Annotated in this window: 23 protein-coding genes; 8 read left to right on the top strand and 15 right to left on the bottom strand. The window is 64.5% G+C overall.

Going from position 1 to position 19,190, the window contains the following annotated elements; translation table 11 throughout:
• Positions 1 to 29 precede the first annotated feature (29 nt).
• Entirely contained in the window at positions 30 to 1,451 is a 1,422-nt protein-coding gene (locus JQ566_RS18590; protein ID WP_212374276.1) for a DUF6035 family protein, read from the top strand.
• A gap of 130 nt (positions 1,452 to 1,581) precedes the next feature.
• On the opposite strand, the gene JQ566_RS18585 is transcribed toward JQ566_RS18590, so the two are convergent.
• The 3 genes from JQ566_RS18585 to JQ566_RS18575 are packed head-to-tail and all read right to left on the bottom strand — an operon-like array spanning position 1,582 to position 2,962.
• Entirely contained in the window at positions 1,582 to 1,881 is a 300-nt protein-coding gene (locus JQ566_RS18585) for a winged helix-turn-helix domain-containing protein (RefSeq protein WP_212374274.1), read from the bottom strand.
• Between the two features lie 2 nt (positions 1,882 to 1,883).
• Complete coding sequence (locus JQ566_RS18580) at positions 1,884 to 2,435, bottom strand: hypothetical protein (RefSeq protein WP_212374272.1); 552 nt, start codon at positions 2,433 to 2,435, stop codon at positions 1,884 to 1,886.
• Positions 2,432 to 2,962, bottom strand: a complete 531-nt coding sequence (locus JQ566_RS18575) for a DUF2306 domain-containing protein (RefSeq protein WP_212374270.1) — start codon at positions 2,960 to 2,962, stop codon at positions 2,432 to 2,434. Before JQ566_RS18575 ends, JQ566_RS18580 begins: the two co-directional genes overlap by 4 nt.
• A 180-nt stretch (positions 2,963 to 3,142) precedes the next feature.
• On the opposite strand from JQ566_RS18575, the gene xseA reads away from it, so the two are divergent.
• Entirely contained in the window at positions 3,143 to 4,765 is a 1,623-nt protein-coding gene (xseA, locus tag JQ566_RS18570) for an exodeoxyribonuclease VII large subunit (protein ID WP_212374268.1), read from the top strand.
• A 274-nt stretch (positions 4,766 to 5,039) separates the two neighbouring features.
• Here xseA and JQ566_RS18565 read toward each other — a convergent pair whose 3' ends face one another.
• Together JQ566_RS18565 and JQ566_RS18560 are read right to left on the bottom strand one after the other, a co-directional pair.
• Positions 5,040 to 5,189: a hypothetical protein gene (locus JQ566_RS18565; RefSeq protein ID WP_212374266.1), complete on the bottom strand. Its 150-nt coding sequence runs from the start codon at positions 5,187 to 5,189 to the stop codon at positions 5,040 to 5,042.
• A 311-nt stretch (positions 5,190 to 5,500) separates the two neighbouring features.
• On the bottom strand, positions 5,501 to 6,298 hold the full coding sequence (locus tag JQ566_RS18560) for a dienelactone hydrolase family protein (RefSeq protein ID WP_212374264.1): 798 nt from the start codon (positions 6,296 to 6,298) through the stop codon (positions 5,501 to 5,503).
• Between the two features lie 195 nt (positions 6,299 to 6,493).
• Between JQ566_RS18560 and JQ566_RS18555 the strand changes: the two genes are divergently transcribed.
• Entirely contained in the window at positions 6,494 to 6,718 is a 225-nt protein-coding gene (locus tag JQ566_RS18555; RefSeq protein ID WP_212374262.1) for a DUF2093 domain-containing protein, read from the top strand.
• Between the two features lie 151 nt (positions 6,719 to 6,869).
• Here JQ566_RS18555 and JQ566_RS18550 read toward each other — a convergent pair whose 3' ends face one another.
• Positions 6,870 to 7,175, bottom strand: coding sequence for a hypothetical protein (locus JQ566_RS18550; protein ID WP_212374260.1), 306 nt, complete (start codon positions 7,173 to 7,175; stop codon positions 6,870 to 6,872).
• A 76-nt stretch (positions 7,176 to 7,251) separates the two neighbouring features.
• On the opposite strand from JQ566_RS18550, the gene JQ566_RS18545 reads away from it, so the two are divergent.
• The 4 genes from JQ566_RS18545 (at position 7,252) to JQ566_RS18530 (ending at position 10,108) form a co-directional block, all read left to right on the top strand.
• Positions 7,252 to 8,628 (top strand): pilus assembly protein TadG-related protein, encoded by a 1,377-nt coding sequence (locus JQ566_RS18545; RefSeq protein ID WP_249139558.1) that lies wholly within the window; start codon positions 7,252 to 7,254, stop codon positions 8,626 to 8,628.
• Positions 8,629 to 8,702: 74 nt separating this feature from the next.
• Entirely contained in the window at positions 8,703 to 9,143 is a 441-nt protein-coding gene (locus JQ566_RS18540) for a TadE/TadG family type IV pilus assembly protein (protein ID WP_349643338.1), read from the top strand.
• On the top strand, positions 9,140 to 9,517 hold the full coding sequence (locus JQ566_RS18535; protein ID WP_349643337.1) for a TadE/TadG family type IV pilus assembly protein: 378 nt from the start codon (positions 9,140 to 9,142) through the stop codon (positions 9,515 to 9,517). Before JQ566_RS18540 ends, JQ566_RS18535 begins: the two co-directional genes overlap by 4 nt.
• 411 nt (positions 9,518 to 9,928) lie before the next feature.
• On the top strand, positions 9,929 to 10,108 hold the full coding sequence (locus JQ566_RS18530; RefSeq protein WP_249139557.1) for a hypothetical protein: 180 nt from the start codon (positions 9,929 to 9,931) through the stop codon (positions 10,106 to 10,108).
• 272 nt (positions 10,109 to 10,380) lie between these two features.
• On the opposite strand, the gene JQ566_RS18525 is transcribed toward JQ566_RS18530, so the two are convergent.
• The 7 genes from JQ566_RS18525 to JQ566_RS18495 all read right to left on the bottom strand — a co-directional run bounded on the left by JQ566_RS18525 (position 10,381) and on the right by JQ566_RS18495 (position 16,594).
• Positions 10,381 to 10,716 (bottom strand): GYD domain-containing protein, encoded by a 336-nt coding sequence (locus JQ566_RS18525; RefSeq protein WP_212374254.1) that lies wholly within the window; start codon positions 10,714 to 10,716, stop codon positions 10,381 to 10,383.
• 337 nt (positions 10,717 to 11,053) lie between these two features.
• Positions 11,054 to 12,070, bottom strand: a complete 1,017-nt coding sequence (gene lpxK / locus JQ566_RS18520) for a tetraacyldisaccharide 4'-kinase (RefSeq protein ID WP_212374252.1) — start codon at positions 12,068 to 12,070, stop codon at positions 11,054 to 11,056.
• Positions 12,063 to 13,409, bottom strand: a complete 1,347-nt coding sequence (locus JQ566_RS18515) for a 3-deoxy-D-manno-octulosonic acid transferase (protein ID WP_212374250.1) — start codon at positions 13,407 to 13,409, stop codon at positions 12,063 to 12,065. Before JQ566_RS18515 ends, lpxK begins: the two co-directional genes overlap by 8 nt.
• The gene (locus tag JQ566_RS18510; protein WP_212374248.1) at positions 13,372 to 14,085 is read right to left on the bottom strand and encodes a lysophospholipid acyltransferase family protein; all 714 of its coding nucleotides are present in this window, start codon (positions 14,083 to 14,085) and stop codon (positions 13,372 to 13,374) included. Before JQ566_RS18510 ends, JQ566_RS18515 begins: the two co-directional genes overlap by 38 nt.
• Complete coding sequence (locus tag JQ566_RS18505; RefSeq protein ID WP_025033794.1) at positions 14,082 to 14,324, bottom strand: DUF4170 domain-containing protein; 243 nt, start codon at positions 14,322 to 14,324, stop codon at positions 14,082 to 14,084. The genes JQ566_RS18510 and JQ566_RS18505 overlap by 4 nt, the downstream gene beginning before the upstream one ends.
• Before the next feature lie 61 nt (positions 14,325 to 14,385).
• Positions 14,386 to 15,204, bottom strand: a complete 819-nt coding sequence (locus JQ566_RS18500) for a 3'(2'),5'-bisphosphate nucleotidase CysQ (protein WP_212374246.1) — start codon at positions 15,202 to 15,204, stop codon at positions 14,386 to 14,388.
• A complete protein-coding gene (locus tag JQ566_RS18495) occupies positions 15,191 to 16,594 on the bottom strand; it encodes a TldD/PmbA family protein (RefSeq protein WP_212374244.1) in 1,404 nt (467 codons plus the stop codon). The genes JQ566_RS18500 and JQ566_RS18495 overlap by 14 nt, the downstream gene beginning before the upstream one ends.
• A 262-nt stretch (positions 16,595 to 16,856) precedes the next feature.
• On the opposite strand from JQ566_RS18495, the gene JQ566_RS18490 reads away from it, so the two are divergent.
• On the top strand, positions 16,857 to 17,375 hold the full coding sequence (locus JQ566_RS18490) for a DUF6101 family protein (RefSeq protein WP_212374242.1): 519 nt from the start codon (positions 16,857 to 16,859) through the stop codon (positions 17,373 to 17,375).
• Between the two features lie 103 nt (positions 17,376 to 17,478).
• Here the strand turns inward: JQ566_RS18490 and ubiA are convergent, their stop codons facing one another.
• Positions 17,479 to 18,411, bottom strand: coding sequence for a 4-hydroxybenzoate octaprenyltransferase (ubiA, locus tag JQ566_RS18485; protein ID WP_212374240.1), 933 nt, complete (start codon positions 18,409 to 18,411; stop codon positions 17,479 to 17,481).
• Entirely contained in the window at positions 18,408 to 19,082 is a 675-nt protein-coding gene (locus JQ566_RS18480; protein WP_212374238.1) for a hypothetical protein, read from the bottom strand. The genes ubiA and JQ566_RS18480 overlap by 4 nt, the downstream gene beginning before the upstream one ends.
• Positions 19,083 to 19,190: the final 108 nt, after the last annotated feature.

The raw sequence follows: 19,190 nt of genomic DNA, 5'->3' as shown, positions 1-19,190 counted from the left end.
AGGGGCTCTATGCCGGAGGGGTGCCGCCAATGGGCGTGACAGAGCTACCGTCGCGAAACAGCTATAACGTCACTATCGATCCCTCCTCGACCGCTGAGCCGGTAAGTGATCCCGAAATTGCTGAAGTCATCGACCTAGTCACGGGAGAAATCCGGCCGACGAACGATTTCATCAGGTCATTCCGGTACGATGAGGTTATCGCGGAACGCGTGAGGATGCGCGAGAACCTCAAACAAGACACGCCAACACATATCTGCGTCCTGTGCGGTACGCCGGTTTACATAGTCGCCAGCCCGCAAAAGCGTTTCTTTTTCCGGCACACTCGCGAAGACGGCACGTGCCGGGCGCAGACCCGCGGCCGGCTTACCGAGGAGCAAATACGCGCGCGCAAGTATCACGGCCTACGCGAAAGTGAGGCCCACAAACGCATGAAACGACGGATTGAACGCAGCCTTCGTGCAGACCCGCAATTCATTCCGGACAGCGTTCAGACGGAAGCCAGATGGGTCGATCAACAGGACCCGAACGCATGGCGACGGCCCGACATACAGGCCGCCACCGCCGAACGTCTGTTTGCGTTCGAGGCACAACTATCGACGACATTTCTCGATGTCGTCGTAAGCCGTCGTCTCTTCTACCGAGATCAAGGTGCGGTCCTGGTGTGGGTGCTGGGCAGCTTTTCACCCGAGTACCGCCGCATGACGACCGACGATCTGCTGTTCTCAAACAACGCGAATGTTTTCGTTGTCGATGAAGAGACGACGACGCTATCTGAAGAGGCCAAGCGCTTCATGCTGCGGTGCCATTTTCGGCGGCCGGCTCTCGAAAACGGCTCTATCGTCGATCAATGGGATGAAGCCGTTATCTCGTTTCACGAACTGACGCAGGATTTGCTCAATCAGCGACTCTTTTATTTCAACTACGAAGGACAGAGGCGGGTTCTCGATGAACAATCTCACCAGCCCCTCCGCAACGAGCTTGTGGCATTCTGGACGGAAGCCATGACTCCGCATCTCGACGGTACGCCCGAACGCCTAGAAAATTGGCGGCAAATTCGAGAACGGTATAACGCGATTGGAATCCAGCTTCCCGACCACCCGAGCGGGGATTCGAGTTTCCGGGCAATGATGCACGGGGTTCTCAGCGCGGTGCACGGGCGTCCCATAGGATGGCAATTCGATCACCTCATCCAGGTTGCCCATCAACTGGCGCAGCTTCATACGGAAGTCCTGCTCGCGTTTGGCTACGCCCTGGAAAAATCAGGTCACAAACCATTGTTCGACAGTCAGGATGTAACCGGGAAATGGAAGCGCAAACTGAGAGAGTTCGCGCCGCTGTTGAAGTCGCGAGATCCGCGCTACATGCCGAATGCGACGTGGCTCCCCGTTCTTTCGTTTCTATACCCTGAGGTCGCTGCAGCGCTTAAGAACTTTGTTGAGCGAGGACAATAATGCGGCAATTCATTGTTTGAGCCAGGGTGTCTCGGGCCCAGTCTCACCTGATGAGAGAAGGTGCCGCGGGCGCAGCAATCAGCATTCCGATCCGCAGCAAGAGTCGCTTCGCGACATCCCGGAACGACCGCTACAACTGCTTCCCCGCGATGATCTCCTGCAAGGTCGCCACGTGCCTTGCAAACGCGACCCGGCCCGCAGCCGTGGCCGTCACGGTGGTCTGTGGCTTCTTTCCAACGAACGCCTTCTCCACCGACACATAACCCGCCTTCGCCAGGGTCTCGATATGCGCGCCGAGATTGCCGTCGGTGGCGCCGGTGAGCTTCTTCAGGCGGGCGAATTCCAGCCCCACCTCCACAGGGAGGGCGTTCAGCGCGGCCATGATCTTCAGGCGCAGCGGCTGGTGGATGATGTCGTCGAGCTCGGCCATTGCTAGCTCCGCCGCATCCAGAGCCCGCCGAGGGTCAGGCCGCCGCCATTGACGACGGCCATCCACAACAACAGCGATAGGCCAGGGACGTAGAAATAGCCGATCAGCGTCAACGCGACGATGGTGGCGCCGATGACCAGGAAGGCAGTGCCGAACCACACCCCGGCCATCATGTAGAACAGCATGATGTAGATCGGCCAGAACGCCGTCTGCTGGCGCGGCGTGAAATGGCCGAAATAGCAGCAGAAGATGCCGAAGGCGGCGATCAGCGCAAAGGTCAGAAAATAGCGGTCGTCGAATACGCGAATGCGGTTTTTCGAACGGTGGTAGGCGCTGATGATGATCAGCCCCACGGCCGAAATTGCGTATACCGCGAACCAGAAGTAGAGCCCGTAGCGCGGCCAGAACCAGCCCGAGATGTTGCCGACGAACGCCAGCACGCCCCACATCAGCAGGACGAGACTGGAGACTTCATAGATCTGCGACTGCCGCACGCGGCGGACGGTGTCCTCGATATCGGTCAGCGCTTCGGAAGCCTGCTTGCTGTCGATCACGACGGCGCTCCGCTCCGTTTCACCAGCCCGGTGGTTGGCGTCGTCACGTCCGCTGGAGGCCGGTGCCTGCGGATCACGAGATGGGCGATCGCCATCGTCGCGATCGACACGATCGACACGATCGGTGCTACCAAGCCGGCCTGCTCCCGCGTCGTCACCGGCGCCAGCCGCAACGCTGTGTTGATCGCCGCGGCCGACATCAGGGACACATAGGACCAGGCGATGAAATGGTAGTGGATCGATCTCCAGTTCGACGGCCTCGGCGTGCGCAACAGCGGAACGACCGCCAGCACGACACAGCCGAAGTTCACGATCGCGGCGACATGGAAGACGTTGAAGTGCCCTGTGAACCGGTGGATCAGAAGGGTCGTGCCGTCGGAGACCAGCATGGCGTAGACGTAGAAATAGCCGCGCGCGCGATGGCCGGCGCCACGCTTGGGACGGAGGAACTGGATGAGCCCGACGGCGCTGCAGAGCAGCGCCAGCACCACGTGGATCGCACCGGCCAGGGTCAAGTGCACCGTCATGGTCAGCTCCCCGCTGCGCCGTGTCTGGCGACGTCCTCGGCGATCGCGGAGACGCCCCCCCGAACCAAACCTCAGAGAACTCTATAATACAGAGTACTCTTCCGATCAATCCCCGGATTGGCGCTTGCCTGCGAAAATCCTTAACGTCGGGACTGACCCCAAACCCCGAATCGTTTGCCGATGCCGCCTGCGGAACAACTGCTCAACGCGCCCGAATTCACCGTCTCCGAATTGTCGCTGTCCCTGAAACGGACGGTCGAGGACGCCTTTGGCCATGTCCGGGTCCGCGGCGAAATCTCCGGCTTTCGCGGGCCGCACTCCTCCGGCCATTGCTATTTCGCGCTCAAGGACGAGAGCGCCAAGATCGAGGCGGTGATCTGGAAGGGCGTGCACGGGCGCATGCGCTTCAAGCCCCAGGAGGGGCTCGAGGTCATCGCCACCGGCAAGCTGACGACCTATCCGGGGTCCTCGAAATACCAGATCGTGATCGAGGCGCTGGAGCCGGCCGGCATCGGCGCGCTGATGGCGCTGATGGAGGAGCGCAAGAAGAAGCTCGCGGCCGAGGGCCTGTTCGACGAGGCGCGCAAGCAAATCTTGCCCTGGTTGCCGGAGGTGATCGGTGTCGTGACCTCGCCGACCGGCGCCGTCATCCGCGACATCCTGCATCGGCTGGAGGACCGCTTCCCCCGCCGCGTGCTGGTGTGGCCGGTCAAGGTACAGGGCGACGGCTCGGCCGAGCAGGTCGCGGCCGCGATCCGCGGCTTCAACGCGCTGCCGGAAGGCAGCAAGATTCCGCGGCCCGACGTCTTGATCGTCGCGCGCGGCGGCGGCTCGCTGGAGGATCTCTGGTCGTTCAACGAGGAGATCGTGGTGCGCGCAGCAAGCGAGAGCATGATTCCGCTGATCTCCGCAGTGGGGCACGAGACCGACATCACGCTGATCGATTTCGTCGCCGACAAGCGCGCGCCGACGCCGACGGCGGCGGCCGAGATGGCCGTTCCCGTGCGCAGCGAATTGTTCGTCGAGGTCGCCGATCTCGGGCGACGTACCCGCGCCTATTGGCAGCGCGCCCAGGAGAGCCGCCGCAGCGAGCTGCGTGCCGCCGCGCGCGCGCTGCCGGCAGCCGGCGATCTGCTCGCGATCCCGCGGCAGCGGCTGGATTCGGCAGGTAGCGCCCTGCCCCGCTGCCTCAAGGCCAACACGCATGCGCATTTCCGCAGGTTCACCGCGGCAGGTGCCAAGCTGACGCTGCGGGTGCTGCACGGCCAGATCGCGCAGGCCGATCATCGCCTCACCGTCTGCGGCGAGCGGCTGGGCCTGTCCGCGCGCTCGCTGCTGCGGCAGCGGCGCGACCGTTTTGCCGGGCTGGAGGTGCGCCTGCGCGCCTCGAAACTTTCGAATGCGCAGGCGCAGCGCAACGCGATTGCCCGCCAGCGCGAGCGCACCCACCGGCTGGCCGAACGGGCGCAACGCGCGCTGGCGACGCTGCTGCACCGGCTCGAGGTGAGGGTCGAGAACAGCGGCAAGCTGCTCTCCGCTTTGTCCTATCGCAGCGTGCTCGCGCGCGGCTTTGCGCTGGTGCGCGATGAGGCCGGCCATCCCCTGCATGCGGCGGAGTCGATCGGTCCCGGCGCACGCGTCGAGATCGAGTTCGCGGATGGCCGCGTCGGCGCGACGGCAGATGCGGATCGCCCGCCCCCCGCGGCAAAGCGTCCGCCGGCGCAGCCGAAGCCGGCTGCACAGGAAGCAAAGCCGGCGCCGAAGCGCGTGGCGAAGCCGGTGGATCAGGGCAGCTTGTTCTGAGGCACGAGAACGGTGCTCCACCATCGGGTGTCATTCCCCGCGAAGGCGGGGAATCCAGTACGCCGCAGCTTATCGATTCAATCACAGCCGTCTCGGCGTACTGGATCGCCCGGTCAAGCCGGGCGATGACAGCGCGTGTGTGGAACGCGCGTCGCCACAAACGCGTCATTGCGAGGAGCCCTTGCGACGAAGCAATCCAGACTGCTTCCGCGGCGGGATTCTGGATTGCTTCGCTGCGCTCGCAATGACGGGTGTGGCGACACCGCCGACGCCCCTACCGACAGGACAATCCCGCGTCGATCGTGGTCCAGAAGCCGCAATGTTCGGGCGCCAGCATTGGGGCGCCGGCGTGGGCTTCGAACAGGAAGATCGCGACGGTGAAGACGATCAGTGCGGAAGCGAAGACGGTGATGCGGTTGCGCATGTGAGATGCGTTTAATCGACATCGTGGTCGAATGATGGCACGGCCACGCGCTGAAACCGCAGCCATGCGCGGTCCGTAGATTCCCGGTCGGCCATTTTCCGTGCAGGGCGGTGGTCGATGCGGGGCTGCCCGCCTCACATTGTTCCTCGGGCGGCCCCGCTTGGGCTGGCTGCGTAGCCTGGATGGAGCCAACGGGTCGGCGCGAAGCGCCGCCCGATGACAGGCTCCGCGCAATCCGGGATCGTGCTGCAACTTCGACTGTCCCGGATTTCGCTGCGCTCCATCCGGGCTACGAAACTACGAAACCGCCATCACCGCGCCAGCCAGCGCGCGACGTCCTTTTGCGACTCCGCGCGCGCCTCAGCGTCCGCGGCGGCGTCGCTGCCGGCAGCTGCGTGCAGCGGCATGTTGGCGCGGTCGAAATCGTGATCGGCGCCGGGATAGACCACGATGCGCGCGAGTGCGCTGCGGCCGCGCGCGCCGTCCACCATCTGACGGCAGGCCGGCGGCGACGACACGTCGTCATCGGCGCCGATCAGCACCAGCGTCGGCACCCGCGTGCTCCAGCCCAGCCCGGCGGAGATCCGGCAATCCGGATAGAACGCGATCGCGGCGCGGAAATCCGGACCGAGATCGCGCGCCGCGCTCTGCGGGCGCACGGCCCAGAGCAGCGCGCTCGCACCATTGGCCCAGCCGATCAGGCTGATGCGGTCGCGCGCCACCCAGGCCTGCTGCATCAGCCAGGCACGTGAGGCCGCGATATCGGCGACGCGTTCGCGCCGCGCCTTGACATGCATCTCCCTGACCCGGCATTGCGGTCCGAGCTCGCGCGAGCCGTAGCTGTCGGGCAGCAGCACGGCGTTGCCGCCCCTGAGCAGGCGCTCGGCCCAATCGCGATAGCGCGGCAGCACCGGATCGGAATGGCCACCGAGGCCGCCGCAGCCATGCAGCGCGATCACGGTCGGAAACGGGCCCTCGCCCTCGGGCTTGTAGAGCTGCGCATGGAGGACCCCCGACGCGAGCGGAATCTCGACCGGCTGCGGCGCCGGCGCGGCGTGCGCGGCCGACATCAGCAGCGTCAGGAACAGGGCGGTCAGTCGAAGGCGCATCGGACTCTGCCGCAGGAGGCGCCGGAACCAGCGATCCTTCGGCTGAAGCACTATCACGCTAAAACGGCGGCAAAACATCACAAACCGGTGGGTTTAACGGGCGGACAAGCCACCCTATCTATGCTACATCCCGTCCGACACATCGTGCCCTCCCAAGGTTTTCCAAGGAGAGGCCTTCCGCGGAGACTTTCGACCGTGCTGAACAAGTTCGGCCCCTCGGGCCATGGCGAAGCGCAGGTGCAGTATCTCGATGGCGATTTCCGCGTGATCTCGCCGGGGACCTTCGTACGCTGCGCGATCACCGACACGCGCATCCCGCTCGACGAGCTGAAGTACTGGAGCGTGGATTTGCAGGAGGCCTACGCCACGCCCGACGCGGTGCTGCAGCGGCACTTTCCCGGAGCATTGAAGCAGCCGTGATCCCTCGGCTCTCGTAACTCGCGTAGGGTGGGCAAAGCGAAGCGTGCCCACCTTGGTCGTCTCGATTGCGAAGAGATGGTGGGCACGGCGCTTTGCGCCTTTGCCCACCCTACGAGACTTCGCTTTGCCCACCCTGCGGCATCGCACTTGTTCACTGCTCCGTGGCATCTCCGCCCACGCAATTCCTGATCGCGCTTTTGCGCGCCTCGCCGACGACCTTCTGATCGATCGCCTGCTTCAGGCAATCCACCCGCGCCTGCGCCAGGCAGAGCTGCAGCTGATCGCGCTTGTCCTGCCCTTTCAGGCTTGCCGTGGTGGCGAGACACGTCATGCGCTTGGTCGCGGGAACCACGACGGTGGCGGTCGGAGCTGAAGGCGGCGGGGCGGTCTGCGCGAGGGCGGGCAAAACCGGCAGACACATGAGGCTGGCGGTAAGAATTGCACACCGCAATTTCATCTGACTCTCCTGAACGCGGCTTCATCGATAAGATTGCGGCCATGAATGCCGGCTGAATGTTCGCCGATGTTTAAAATTGTCCGGCTTCCATTGGGGCCCATTTAAGCCGGCCCGCACCACACTACCTCGGGATAAAGTGGCAATCGGGCAGGAACGCATGGACCTCCGGAGAACTTTCAGCCGTTCGTTCGGTGCACCTTCGAGCTCAAAGGAGCATTTGCTCGAACGGTTCATCCGAGACGAGTCGGGCAGCTACGTGCTCATTTCTGCGCTGCTCATGCCGGTCCTGGTCGGCACCGCCGGCCTCGGAACGGAAGTCGGCTGGTGGTACTACAAACACAAGAACATGCAGAGCGCAGCAGACTCTGGCGCGGTCAGCGCTGCGACGGCTGCGAGTGCAGGCGCCGACCCCTTGCCCGAAGCCAAAGCGGTTGCAGCAAATTACGGTTACACCGACGGGGCGAACGACGTCGCGGTCGCGGTGAATCAGCCACCAAAAACAGGCAATCATGCGTCGAACTCGCAGGCCATCGAAGTCATCGTCAGTCAACCGCAGCGCCGGCTGCTATCGGCTTTGTTCGGCTCGGATCCCGTACGCATCACCGCACGCTCGGTCGCCCTGCCCAACTCCGGGACGGGATGCGTACTTGCGCTCAATTCGAGCGCAAGTCCCGCTGTCAACGTTAGCGGCGGCAACCAGCTCAACCTGATCAAGTGCAATCTCTACAGCAACTCGAGCGCAAGCCCCTCGCTCAACGTCGCCGGCAGCGCCTCGGTCGCGGCGAACCAGGTCGGAGTGGTTGGCGACGTCTCCGGTGCGAGCAGCATCACGGCGGCCAACGGTATCAAGACGCACATAGCACCTGTCGCCGATCCCTACGCCGACGTCTCTCCGCCTGCGAGGCCGAGTTGCAGCAATGCCAGGATCACGGTCAACGCCAACGGAAAAACAAACTCGCTCGACCCCGGCTGCTACATGGGCAGCATCACGGTCAATGCCGGCGCAGTGCTGAACCTCAATCCAGGCATCTACTATCTGGACGGGGCCAGCCTGAGCGTCGCCGGAAATGCCACCATCACCGGCAGCGGCGTCACCCTGGTGTTTACGGGCTCGGGAAGCGACTGGGGTAGCGCCTCAATCGGCAGCAACGCCACCGTCGACCTGACCGGGCCGACCAGCGGCCCGATGAAGGGCATCGTCATGTACGGCGACCGCAACATGCCGGCCGGGACGGCTTTCAATCTCACCGGCGGCAGCACGCAGAATTTCGGCGGTGCCATCTACCTGCCAAAGGCCAACCTCAGCTTCAGCGGCGGCAACGGCACCAGCACATCCTGCACCAAGATCATCGCGGATACGTTGACGTTCAGCGGCACGTCGAACCTGCAGGTCAATTGCACCGCGCTCGGCACCGCGACGATAGGTTCGCAAACCGCGCAGCTCGTCGAGTGAGGTTTGGAGCGATGCAAATCCAGAATTTCTCATCCAAGTTTGGCCGTCGATTGCTCGGTTCTCTGGCGCGGCACGTGCGCGTCGCTGCCGGCGATCAACGGGGCGTCGCGGCGGCCGAATTCGCGATTCTGATTCCCCTGCTGTCTCTGATGGTCGTCTCGGTCACGGACATCGGGCTTGCCCTCTATCGCAAGATGCAGATCGAAAATGCCGCGCAAGCGGGAGCCCAGTACGCGATTGCGCGCGGCTTCGACACGAGCGGCATCGCGAACGCCGTCGCAAGTGCCACCAGCGCGACGAACATCACCGCTTCACCTCCGCCGGTCAAGTTTTGCGGATGTCCGACGAGTGCGGGAGTCAGTGCCACCACCTGCGGAACGGTCTGCACCGGCGGCGCGCAGGCCGGAACATATACGACGGTCTCGGCGCGAGCGACGTACTATACGATCATCGACTATCAGATCGTGGCGGCAACATACACTTACACCGCGCAGTCCACTGCGAGGCTGCAGTGAAACCCACGGCATTGTGGCGCGACACTCGGGGCGCGTCGGCATTGGAATTTGCACTGACCGCTCCCGCGTTCTTCCTGTTCATATTCGGGATCATCGAATGCGGACTCTTGTTCTGGACCCAGCTGGGGCTTCAGCACGGAAGCGAAATGGCGGCGCGTTGCGCGACCGTCAACAGCACGCTGTGTCCAAGCAGCAGCGCGATAACGAATTACGCTGCACAGCAGGCGTTCGGCCTCACACTCCCGGCGGACACATTCACCTATTCCACGCCAACATGCGGCAACCAGGTCACCGCGAGTTATTCATTCGAGTTTCCGCAGATTCTCAATCTGTCCCCGCTGACGCTGACCGCCCGGGCATGCTTCCCGAGCTGAATGCGTGAACAGGCCGCTCGGCTGCCTCGACAAGACAGCGATGAGCACGTACGTGACCGCCAGGTTCACGACGAAATGATCTCCGCCGTCGCGGTCCGCTTGCACCGAACAGTGCGTGCACTCCGTAGTTATTCATTTCGCGCTGTGGTTGGATTCTTTGCTGCGGTTCGGCGCCCTTAAGTTGTTTGACGAAGTCTTGGTGAAACAAAGGGCTGCTATAGTGCATGTTAGGTCATTGGCCCTGTTCTTTTTATCGCACAGACGATCAGGTCAACCAAACAGCCATCGAGCGTTGGAATTGGCGCGGTCTGTGAACGGGCTCATATCGAAGAGCCATCTGACGGGCTACCGTCACCTTGAAAATTCGCGATGGAATATCTGTAAATCGACAATCAAGCGATGGGGGTGATCATGCCCGCCATTTTCGACCTGCTCTATCGTGAATATTGCCGCGCCCGTCTCGCTGAAATGCGCAAACAGCTTCTGATCGCAGCCGAGCGCTTCGAAACTCTCGAAGCGGATCATCATCCTGCGAAGCAGGGTGACGATGAGAGAACGGACGCACAGACCGGTCACGGCATGCCGCATTGAAGCGGCCCCAAGACCGAACGATCACTACCTAACCATCACTCCCGCGTAGCAGTGACCAAGCAATTGGCAACAGTTTGGGAGACAGCGATGAATACACCCGAATGCTACACTGTCATCGTGGCCTGCATGTCGTGCCTCACCATTGTCGGATTGATGGCCGTCGGGGCGTGGTGAGCATGACCCGTCACCTCGTTGCAGACATGGTTATGACTTTGACATGAGCGCAGCCGCCGCGTCGTCCGACTGCGGCGGCGGCGCTTTGGATCCGGATCTCAGCTTCCAGGCGGGCTATACGAAGAACGCAGCTTCACCGCATTCTGGCGGACCTGCTTGATCTCGTCCTGCGTGAACAACCGGACCAGTTTCACGTCCTGCAGGGTGCCTGCCGCGACGGTCAGGCCGGAAATGGCCGGAGCCGCACTGGGATCAGGCACATCGAAAATAACCAAGACGCCAGGGCCGTCGACCGCAACGCTGTACATCGAGACCAGCTTTCCGCCGGCCGCTTCGATGAGTTTTCGAGCTGCCTCCTGGCGATTGGTCGTGGGATTCTCCAAAATGGCATTGAGAGAGCGTGGCGTGTATTGTCCGGTGAGGCAAAAATGCATGGCATGTTCTCCTCTGAACTGTTGGCAATAGTTCTCAGTGCCGTTCCGAACTGGTCGTAACGGCCGCTGCACCTGACATGATGAAGATACGTTGCCCGCCGTGGGCATCAACGCCGTCGATGATTGCCGGGAGTTCGGCACGTCCCGGTGACGGCTCTCACGCGACGCTACATCAACTCTCCGACGCGCGGAAGAGGATTTGCCGGCAGGCATGGCTCTGACTTTGACATGAGCGCAGCGCCGTAGGGTGGGCAAAGGCGCGCTCTTCGCGCCGTGCCCACCGCCCGCGCGATTAGCAAAGACGTGGGCACGCTTGCGCTTTGCCCACCCTACGAGATCATCGCGCGGAAAACCTTCGCTCGCGCGCCTTGTACAGATGATAGCTGATCAGTTGCCGCAGCTTTGCCGGTTCATCGAATTCGAGCTGAACGGCGAACGGCACGATGCCATCAGGCACGCCTTCGCGGCCGCGCAGGCGTGCAAGGTCTTTCTCCGTCGTCACCAGCGTGAGCTGCTCGCGCTGAGCATCCGCTGCGAGCGCTGCGATCTCGTCTTGCGAAAACATGTGGTGGTCGGCGAAGGCGCGCGTGCGCGCGACCTCGATGCCGCTCGCACGCAGGGTGCGGAAGAAGCGGCCGGGATCGCCGATGCCCGCGAAGGCGAAGACCCGCTTGCCGAGCAGCTGCGCGAGCGATGCAGCAACCGGCTTCAGGCGCGCGCGCAGCTCGGGCTTGTCGCGCTTGGCAAGCTCGGCCGCGACATCGTTGGCGGCACGGCCATCGCCGATCAGCACCAGCGCGTCGGTGCGCGCGAGCTGCGCCTCGAGCGGTGCGCGCAGGGGGCCTGCGGGAAACACCTTGCCGTTGCCGAGGCCGCGCTCGCTGTCGATCACGATCAGCGAGGCGTCCTTGAACAGACCAGGATTCTGGAAACCGTCATCCATCAGGATCACGGTGGCAGCCTGCGATTTCGCGAGCACGACGCCGTCGAGGCGGTCGCGCGCGACGGCGACCGGGACGTCGCGCGCCATCATCAGGGGCTCGTCGCCGACATCGGCCGCAGTGTGACGTGCGCGGTCGACCATCACCGGGCCCTTCAGGCGCCCGCCATAGCCGCGGCTGAGCACCACCGGCGTCTCGCCGAGCTCGCGCAACAGCTTGGTCAACGCCAGCACGGTCGGTGTCTTGCCGGCGCCGCCGACATGGTAATTGCCGACGCAGATCACGGGGATGCCGGCGTCCACGCCTTGGCGCAGCATGCGCCGTGCGGTGATCGCGCCGTAGAGCGCACCCAGGGGACCAAGGACGTGCGAAAGCGGAGAACGTGGCCGGTACCAGAAGGCCGGCTCACGCATTTGCGGCCCCCATCTCGATCCGCAACTGCAACAGATACGGCTCGAGCGCGGTCATGGTGCGATCGAGCGCACCGCCAAGCTGCTCGACCACGCCCGAGGCTGCACGTTGCATCTTGTCGCGCACCGTCGGCTCGGCCAGAAGCAGACCGAGCTGCTTGACCAGCGCCTCCTGCGTGTCGGCCTGCCGCGCCCCGCCGCTCGCATCGAGCGCCTCGTAGACGTCGGTGAAATTGAACACGTGCGGACCATGGACGATCGCGGCGCCCAGCTTGACCGCCTCGATCGGGTTCTGGCCGCCATGGTGGATCAGCGATCCACCCATGAACACGATTGCCGAGAGACGGTAGAACAAGCCGAGCTCGCCCATGGTGTCGGCAACATAGACGTCGGTCGTGGCCGTCGGCAGCTCCTCGCGCGAGCGCAATGCCGGCTTCAGGCCGGATGCCGTGATCAGGCCAGCGATCGAGGAGCCGCGATCCGGATGCCGCGGCACGATCACGGTGAGAAGCTGAGGGAAGAAACCGACGAGGCTGCGATGCGCCGCGACCAGCATCTCGTCCTCGCCCGGATGGGTCGAGGCCGCGACGATGATCGGGCGCCCGCGCGTCATCGCCATCAGCCGTTCGAGCTTGGCGGGGTCGGCCGGCGGCGCCGGCACGTCGAGCTTGAGATTGCCCGTGATGACGACGTCGCGGCCGCCGAGTGCGGAGAAGCGTTCGGCATCAATCTTCGACTGCGCGAGGCAAATGTCGAACCGCGACAGCAACGCCGAGATGGTGCCATGCATGCGCCGCCAGCGCGGGAAGGAACGCGGCGACATCCGCCCGTTGATCAGCACCATCGGCACGCGGCGCGCCGCGCCGGCGAGGATCAGGTTCGGCCACAGGTCGGATTCGATGAACAGCGCCAGCGATGGCTTCCAGTGATCGAGGAAGCGCGCGACATAGCGCGGCGAGTCATACGGCACGTATTGATGGATGACGTCGGGCGGAAAACGCTTTGCCACCACCGCCGCCGAGGTGACCGTGCCCGAGGTGAGCAGGATGCGCAGGTTGAGATCGCGCAGGCGCTCGATCAGCGCCGCCGCAGCCAGCACCTCGCCGACGCTGGCGCCGTGAATCCAGACCAGCGGGCCGTGCGGCCGCACGTCGCGGGACAGGCCGCGCCGTTCGCCGACGCGCGCGGGATCCTCCTTGCCCTGCTTCAGCCGCCGCTTGATCAGCGCAGGCGCAAGCGGGATCAGGCCGGAGGCCAGGCGCCGGTACATCCGCAGCGTGATCGGCAGCGCAATGGGTAGCGATTTAGGCATCTTCCGGTCCCGGGCGGCCGAGCTGCGCATAGGCGCGCCGGGTCGCCTCGTTCAGCGTATCCTCGAGCTCCTGCCGCAGCGCTTCCATCATGGCGGCGTCGGCATCGGCGGGAACGTGGATTTCCTTGATGCCGACCAATGCGCCCCGCCCGAATGGCAAATTGATGGTGGTGCGGTCCCAGTTCTTGAGCCGGACGAAGCGGCTGGTCGCCATCGCGAAAGGCATGATCGGCCGTCCCGATTCCCGTGCCAGCATGATGATGCCGAGCCCTGCCACGCGCGAGCGCTTGGGGACATCGGCGGTCAGCGCGACATTACAGCCGTCCTGGAGCGTCCGCACCATTTCCTTGAAGGCGCCGACGCCACCTTTACGGTGAAACGCGCCGCCATGGTCGCCGGAACCTCTGATCGTGCCGATGCCGAGCCGCTCGGCGGCGATGGCGTTGAACTCGCCGTCGCGATGCCGGGAGATCAGGACCCTGGCCTTGTACCAGTCCTTGTTCTTGATGAAGGGCGTGAGGAAATGCTGGCCGTGCCAGAAGGCAAAGATGGCGGGGATCTGCGGCTCGACGCGCTCATAGACGTCGGGCGGATCGAACGTGAAGGTGTTGGTCCGCCAGACCAGACGCAGATATTCGGCCGCCAGGACCCCGACGGCACGCTGAACGAAGCTGCTTCGCAGCGTATTGCGAAGCAGTTTCTTCAACGCGCCGGTTCTTGATTCGGGTCGAGCAGCCGGTGGAGATGGACGATGAAATAGCGCATCTGCGCGTTGTCGACCGTGCTCTGCGCCTTGGCCCGCCAGGCCGCATGGGCGGCCGCATAGTTCGGGTAGAGGCCGACGATCTCGACGTCGTCGAGGTTCTTGAAGGTGTTGCCCTTGAGATCGACGAGCTCGCCGCCGATGACGAGGTGAAGCAGTTGTTGCGGGGCACTATCTGGCATGAGTTCTGTTCCTAACGGGCTGCCCGGCAAAGCAGTGTTCGAGAAGCACGACGAAAGCGCTTTAGGCTAAGGGACGGTTGCGAAAATGCGCGACAATGCCCGCATGACGATCGCGTCCCGCTGCCACCAGCACCCCGTGCGCCACTTCCCGGCGGTTATAGAGGATGGGTTCTCCGGAGAGGTTGCTCATCCTACCATCCGCTTCCTGCACGATCAAATCGGCTGCCGCAAGGTCCCAATCATGGCTGTTGCCCCCCGCAAAAGCCGCATCCAGCGCGCCATGGGCGACCCGGCACAGCCGCAGCGCCAGCGAGCCGATTCGCCGATGCAGCTTGATCTCGCCGAGCGAGGGCTTCAGCCGCTCGACCAGCGGCTTCGGGCCGGCGACGCGGGCGAAGTCGAGCTCGGATCCGGGCGTAGCCCGCACCGGCCTGTCGTTGAGCGTGGTGCCCTGGCCGCGCACCGCGAAGAAGAACTCGTCGCTGGCCGGCGCGAACACCGCGGCCAGCACCGGCGCAGCGTCCTCGACCAGCGCGACGCTGACGCACCATTCGTCATGGCCGCCGAGATAATTGCGGGTGCCGTCGATGGGATCGACGATCCAGGTCAGCCGCCGCGACAGCCGAGCGGCATCGTCGGCGCTCTCCTCGGACAGCCAGCCATAATCGGGCGTGGCAGCGCGCAGGCGCGCTTCGAGCAGATCGTTGACCGCGATGTCGGCCTCCGACACCGGCGAGGACGCGCCCTTGGTCCACTTCCTCAGCTCGGTCCGGAACATCGACTGCGCCAGCGCGCCCGCCTCCCGCACCGTGTCCTTCAGCAGCGCCGCGTCGCGGGTCAGGATAGTTTCGTCCAGAGAGTTCGCGTCAGCGTCCGCCAAGCGTCAAACCCTCGATGCGCACCGTCGGCGCATTGACGCCGTAGCGGAATTCGAGATTGTTCGCGGGCTGCATCGACTTGAAGATCTCGAACAGGTGGCCGGCGATCGTCACTTCGCTGACGGGATAGGTGATCTCGCCGTTCTCGATCCAGAAGCCCGAGGCGCCGCGGCTGTAATCGCCGGTGACGCCGTTGACGCCGGAGCCGATCAGATCGGTGACGTAGAAGCCCTGTTTGATATCCGAGATCAGCTCGGCCGGGCTCGGTGTGCCGGGCTCGAGATGCAGATTGTACGGCCCGGGCGAGGGCGAGGAGGAAACGCCGCGATGGGCGTGGCCGGTGGTGGTCATGCCGAGCTCGCGCGCGGTGGCGCAGTCGAGCAGCCAGGTCGTCAGCATGCCTTCGTCGACCAGCGCGATCCTCTTCACCGCGACGCCTTCGGCATCGAAGGTCTGCGAGCGCAGGCCGCGCTTGCGCAAGGGATCGTCGACGATGCGGATGTTCTTGGCGAACAGCTGCTGGCCGAGCTTGTCCTTGAGGAAGCTGGTCTTGCGCGCGATCGAGGCGCCGTTGATGGCGCCGACGAGGTGGCCGACCAGAGAGCCGGCGACGCGTGGGTCGAACACCACAGGCACCTTGCAGGTCTCGACCTTGCGCGGATTGGAGCGCGCCACGGTGCGCTCGCCGGCGGAACGGCCGACGGCTTCCGGCGACAGCAGATCGGCGCCATGCGGCGCCGAGGTGAAGTCGTAGTCGCGCTCCATGCCGGTGCCTTCGCCCGATATGGCGGTCGCGGAAATGCCCTGGCTGGAGCGGAGGTAAGAGCCGTGGAAACCGGTCGAGGTGACGAGCACCATGCCGCCGATGCCGGCGGAAGCCGACGCGCCGCCGGACTTGGTCACGCCTTTCACGCCGAGCGCCGCCGCCTCGGCCGCGAGCGCGCGGCGCTCGAGCACGGCGGTCGTGGGCACATCGGGATCGAGCAGGTCGAGATCGGGGAAGTCGCGCGCGAGCAGCGCGGGATCGGCGAGGCCGACATATTTGTCGTCGGGCGCGACACGCGCCATCGCCACCGCGCGTTCGGCGAGCTTGGTGACGGCATCGCCGCTGACATCGTTGGTCGAGACCACCGCCTGGCGCTGGCCGACCAGCACCCGCAGGCCGACATCGTCGCCCTCGGAGCGCTCGGATTCCTCGACACGGCCGTCGCGGACCTCGACGCCCTGCGAGACGCCGCGCACCGCGACCGCATCGGCCGCATCCGCGCCGGCGCGCCTGGCCGCCTCGACCAGCCGCTGCGCGAGATCGGAGAGCGCGGACTGATCGAACAGGTCGCGATTGGCCTGCGACGAATTTTGGGTCGAAGGCGTCGAGCTTGGTGAAGAGTTCACGAACGAAATCCTGTTGGGGCGGGGTTCGGGACCGGAACCCACAGATGTGCCCTGATAGCGCGGACTTCAAGCATTTTCAGCCCGCAAAAGCTCAGATTCGCGACGTCGGCACAACGTCTCGTCAATCATGCGCGCCAAGGTCTTGTCAATCATGAGCGGCAGTGACGGTGGGTTAACCAGGCTTTTTAAGCGGTTTCGGACGGCCGCGCGCTAAGGTCTTCGCATCGACCGGGAACATAATCCCGGCGGGGAGAACTAGGCCGTGAGGCGTCAAACAGCAACATGCGGGGCCAACCCCGCCGGGTCGAGCCGCTCCTTGCGGCTCGACCCTCTTTCCCTTCCGGTCCGCTTCGATGCGCACGATCCGCGCGCCGACGGACATGTCAGGCAGATCGAGCTTCATCGCGAGCGTGTCGTGCTGCGCCGTGCCGTCCGCGGCATGCAGATGGCGATCAACGTGCGTGTTGCCGACTTCACCGGCGTCGCGTTGCGCGGCAACGACGAAGCGCAGACGCTCGTCCTCGTGCATCGCGATCCCTCGCTGTCCATTCCGCTGCTGGTCGGCGCCGATGCCGACGAGATCGCGCAAGCCTGGGCGATCTGGAGCGAGCTCTTCGCGCTGCCGCAGCTCGACGAAGGCGCCCGCAAGCCCGCAGCCCGCCGTCGCCGCGCCAACGCAATCCGCGCCCGCCGTCCGAAATTCTTGATGCGCCGGCGCATCGGCATCGCGCGGGAGCTGCCGGTTCATCGCGGCGAGCGCGAGATCATTGCAAGGAATTAACGGTGCCGTAGGGTGGGCAAAGCGAAAGCGTGCCCACCTCTTCTATCGCAATCTTGGAAGGATGGTGGGCACGGCGCAAGAGCGCCTTTGCCCACCCTACGAATTACGCCGCCCGCATCACCGCGTCCGCCAGCAATCCCGCAAACAGCAGCAAGCCGGCGTCGCGGTTCGATTTGAACAGGCGCAGGCACAGCTCGGGATCGTCGATCTTCAGGCGCACGATCTGCGCGGCCAGATGCGCGGCGAAGGCGATCAGCCCGAGCCAGGCCGGCCAGCGCGCATCGCCGGACGCCAGCGCGACGCCGATCAGCATCACCGCGAGCCCGTAGAACAGGACCAGCGCCTGGCGCGTATGCGCGCCGAACAGGCGCGCGGTCGACTTGATGCCGATCAGCGCGTCGTCCTCGGCGTCCTGATGCGCGTAGATCGTGTCATAGCCGATCACCCATGAAATCGCGCCGGCATAGAGCACGAGCGCGGTGACGTCGATGCGTCCGAAGGTGACGGCGAATCCCATCAAGGCGCCCCAGGAGAAGGCCAGCCCGAGCACGATCTGCGGCCACCAGGTGATGCGCTTCATGAAGGGATAGATCGCGACGATCGCGAGCGAGGCGATGCCGGTCGCAATCGCGAAGCGGTTGAATTGCAGGAGCACCGCGAGACCGATCAGCGCCTGCGCGACCATGAAGGCCAGCGCCTGCTTCGTGGTCACCTGCCCTGACGGCAACGGCCGCGAGCGCGTGCGCTCGACCTTGTCGTCGAGATCGCGGTCGGTGATGTCGTTCCAGGTGCAGCCGGCCCCGCGCATCACGAAGGCGCCGATGAAGAACAGCACGATGGTGAGCGGCAGACCGCGGACGTCATGCGCCATGCCGGCAGCCAGCGCCGCCGACCACCAGCACGGCATCAAGAGAAGCCAGGAGCCGATCGGACGGTCGAAGCGGGACAGGCGCAAATAGGGTCGCGCCCAAAGCGGCGCGAGCGTATCGACCCAGTTGCCGGTGGAATCGGCAACGCGGGCGGATGAGTCGCTCATCGGGTCAGGACGTTGCCGTTGAGCGTATCGAAGGTGCTGCCGCCCTTCTTGCCGGCATTGGCTTCCGGCGCCGAACCCGAGCCCAGCACCTCGCTCAGCGACGGACCGGCCGGACGCGCCTGCTGCTGCTGCATCTGCTGCGCAACGTTGCAGACCTTCGTCGCCATGGCCTCGGTGTTCTTGTGACCGTCCTTCATCTGCGCGCCGATCTGCGGCGGGATTCCACATTTGGCGGCATGGGTGTCGATGTACTTGATCATCTTGACTTCAGCCTGGCTGAAATTGCGGATCAGCTTGCAGGCCTCGTCCGGCGGCGCGTGACGGTCGCTCGCGGCCTTGATCAGCTTGCCGCGCTTCTCGGCTTCCTCGCGCAGCGGAATGAAGGCCTTCATGCAGTCCTCGCCGGGACCGGCCTGCGTCGGCGGAGCGGCGCTGAAAGCGCCGGCGCCGCCGATCGGCGCGGCGCCGTTCACGGGAAAGGACGATTGCGGTGCCGTGCCAACGGAGGCGGTCGGCGCCGAGCCGTTCACGGGCGGAAAGGCGGAGCTGCTCGGGGCCTGGTTTGGCAGCGGTGCCGGGAAGGCGCTTTGCGCATAAGCGCCCGCGGCACCCAAGGCGACGACCATGGCGACCATGGCGGCAGTGATCGGAACCATCAGATGACGGATCATGAAGGCAGTCTCTCCGGCAGGAGCTTACGGGGTTCGGCGTCTTCCCAATTGAAGCGCAACCAGCGTGTTCGCGTTTTTACGATTCCCGCCGGCCCTTAACAACCCGTC

This window comes from Bradyrhizobium sp. SZCCT0231 (assembly GCF_018130245.1).
Taxonomy (GTDB): domain Bacteria; phylum Pseudomonadota; class Alphaproteobacteria; order Rhizobiales; family Xanthobacteraceae; genus Bradyrhizobium; species Bradyrhizobium japonicum_F.
This window is presented reverse-complemented; position numbering and strand designations above follow the sequence as displayed.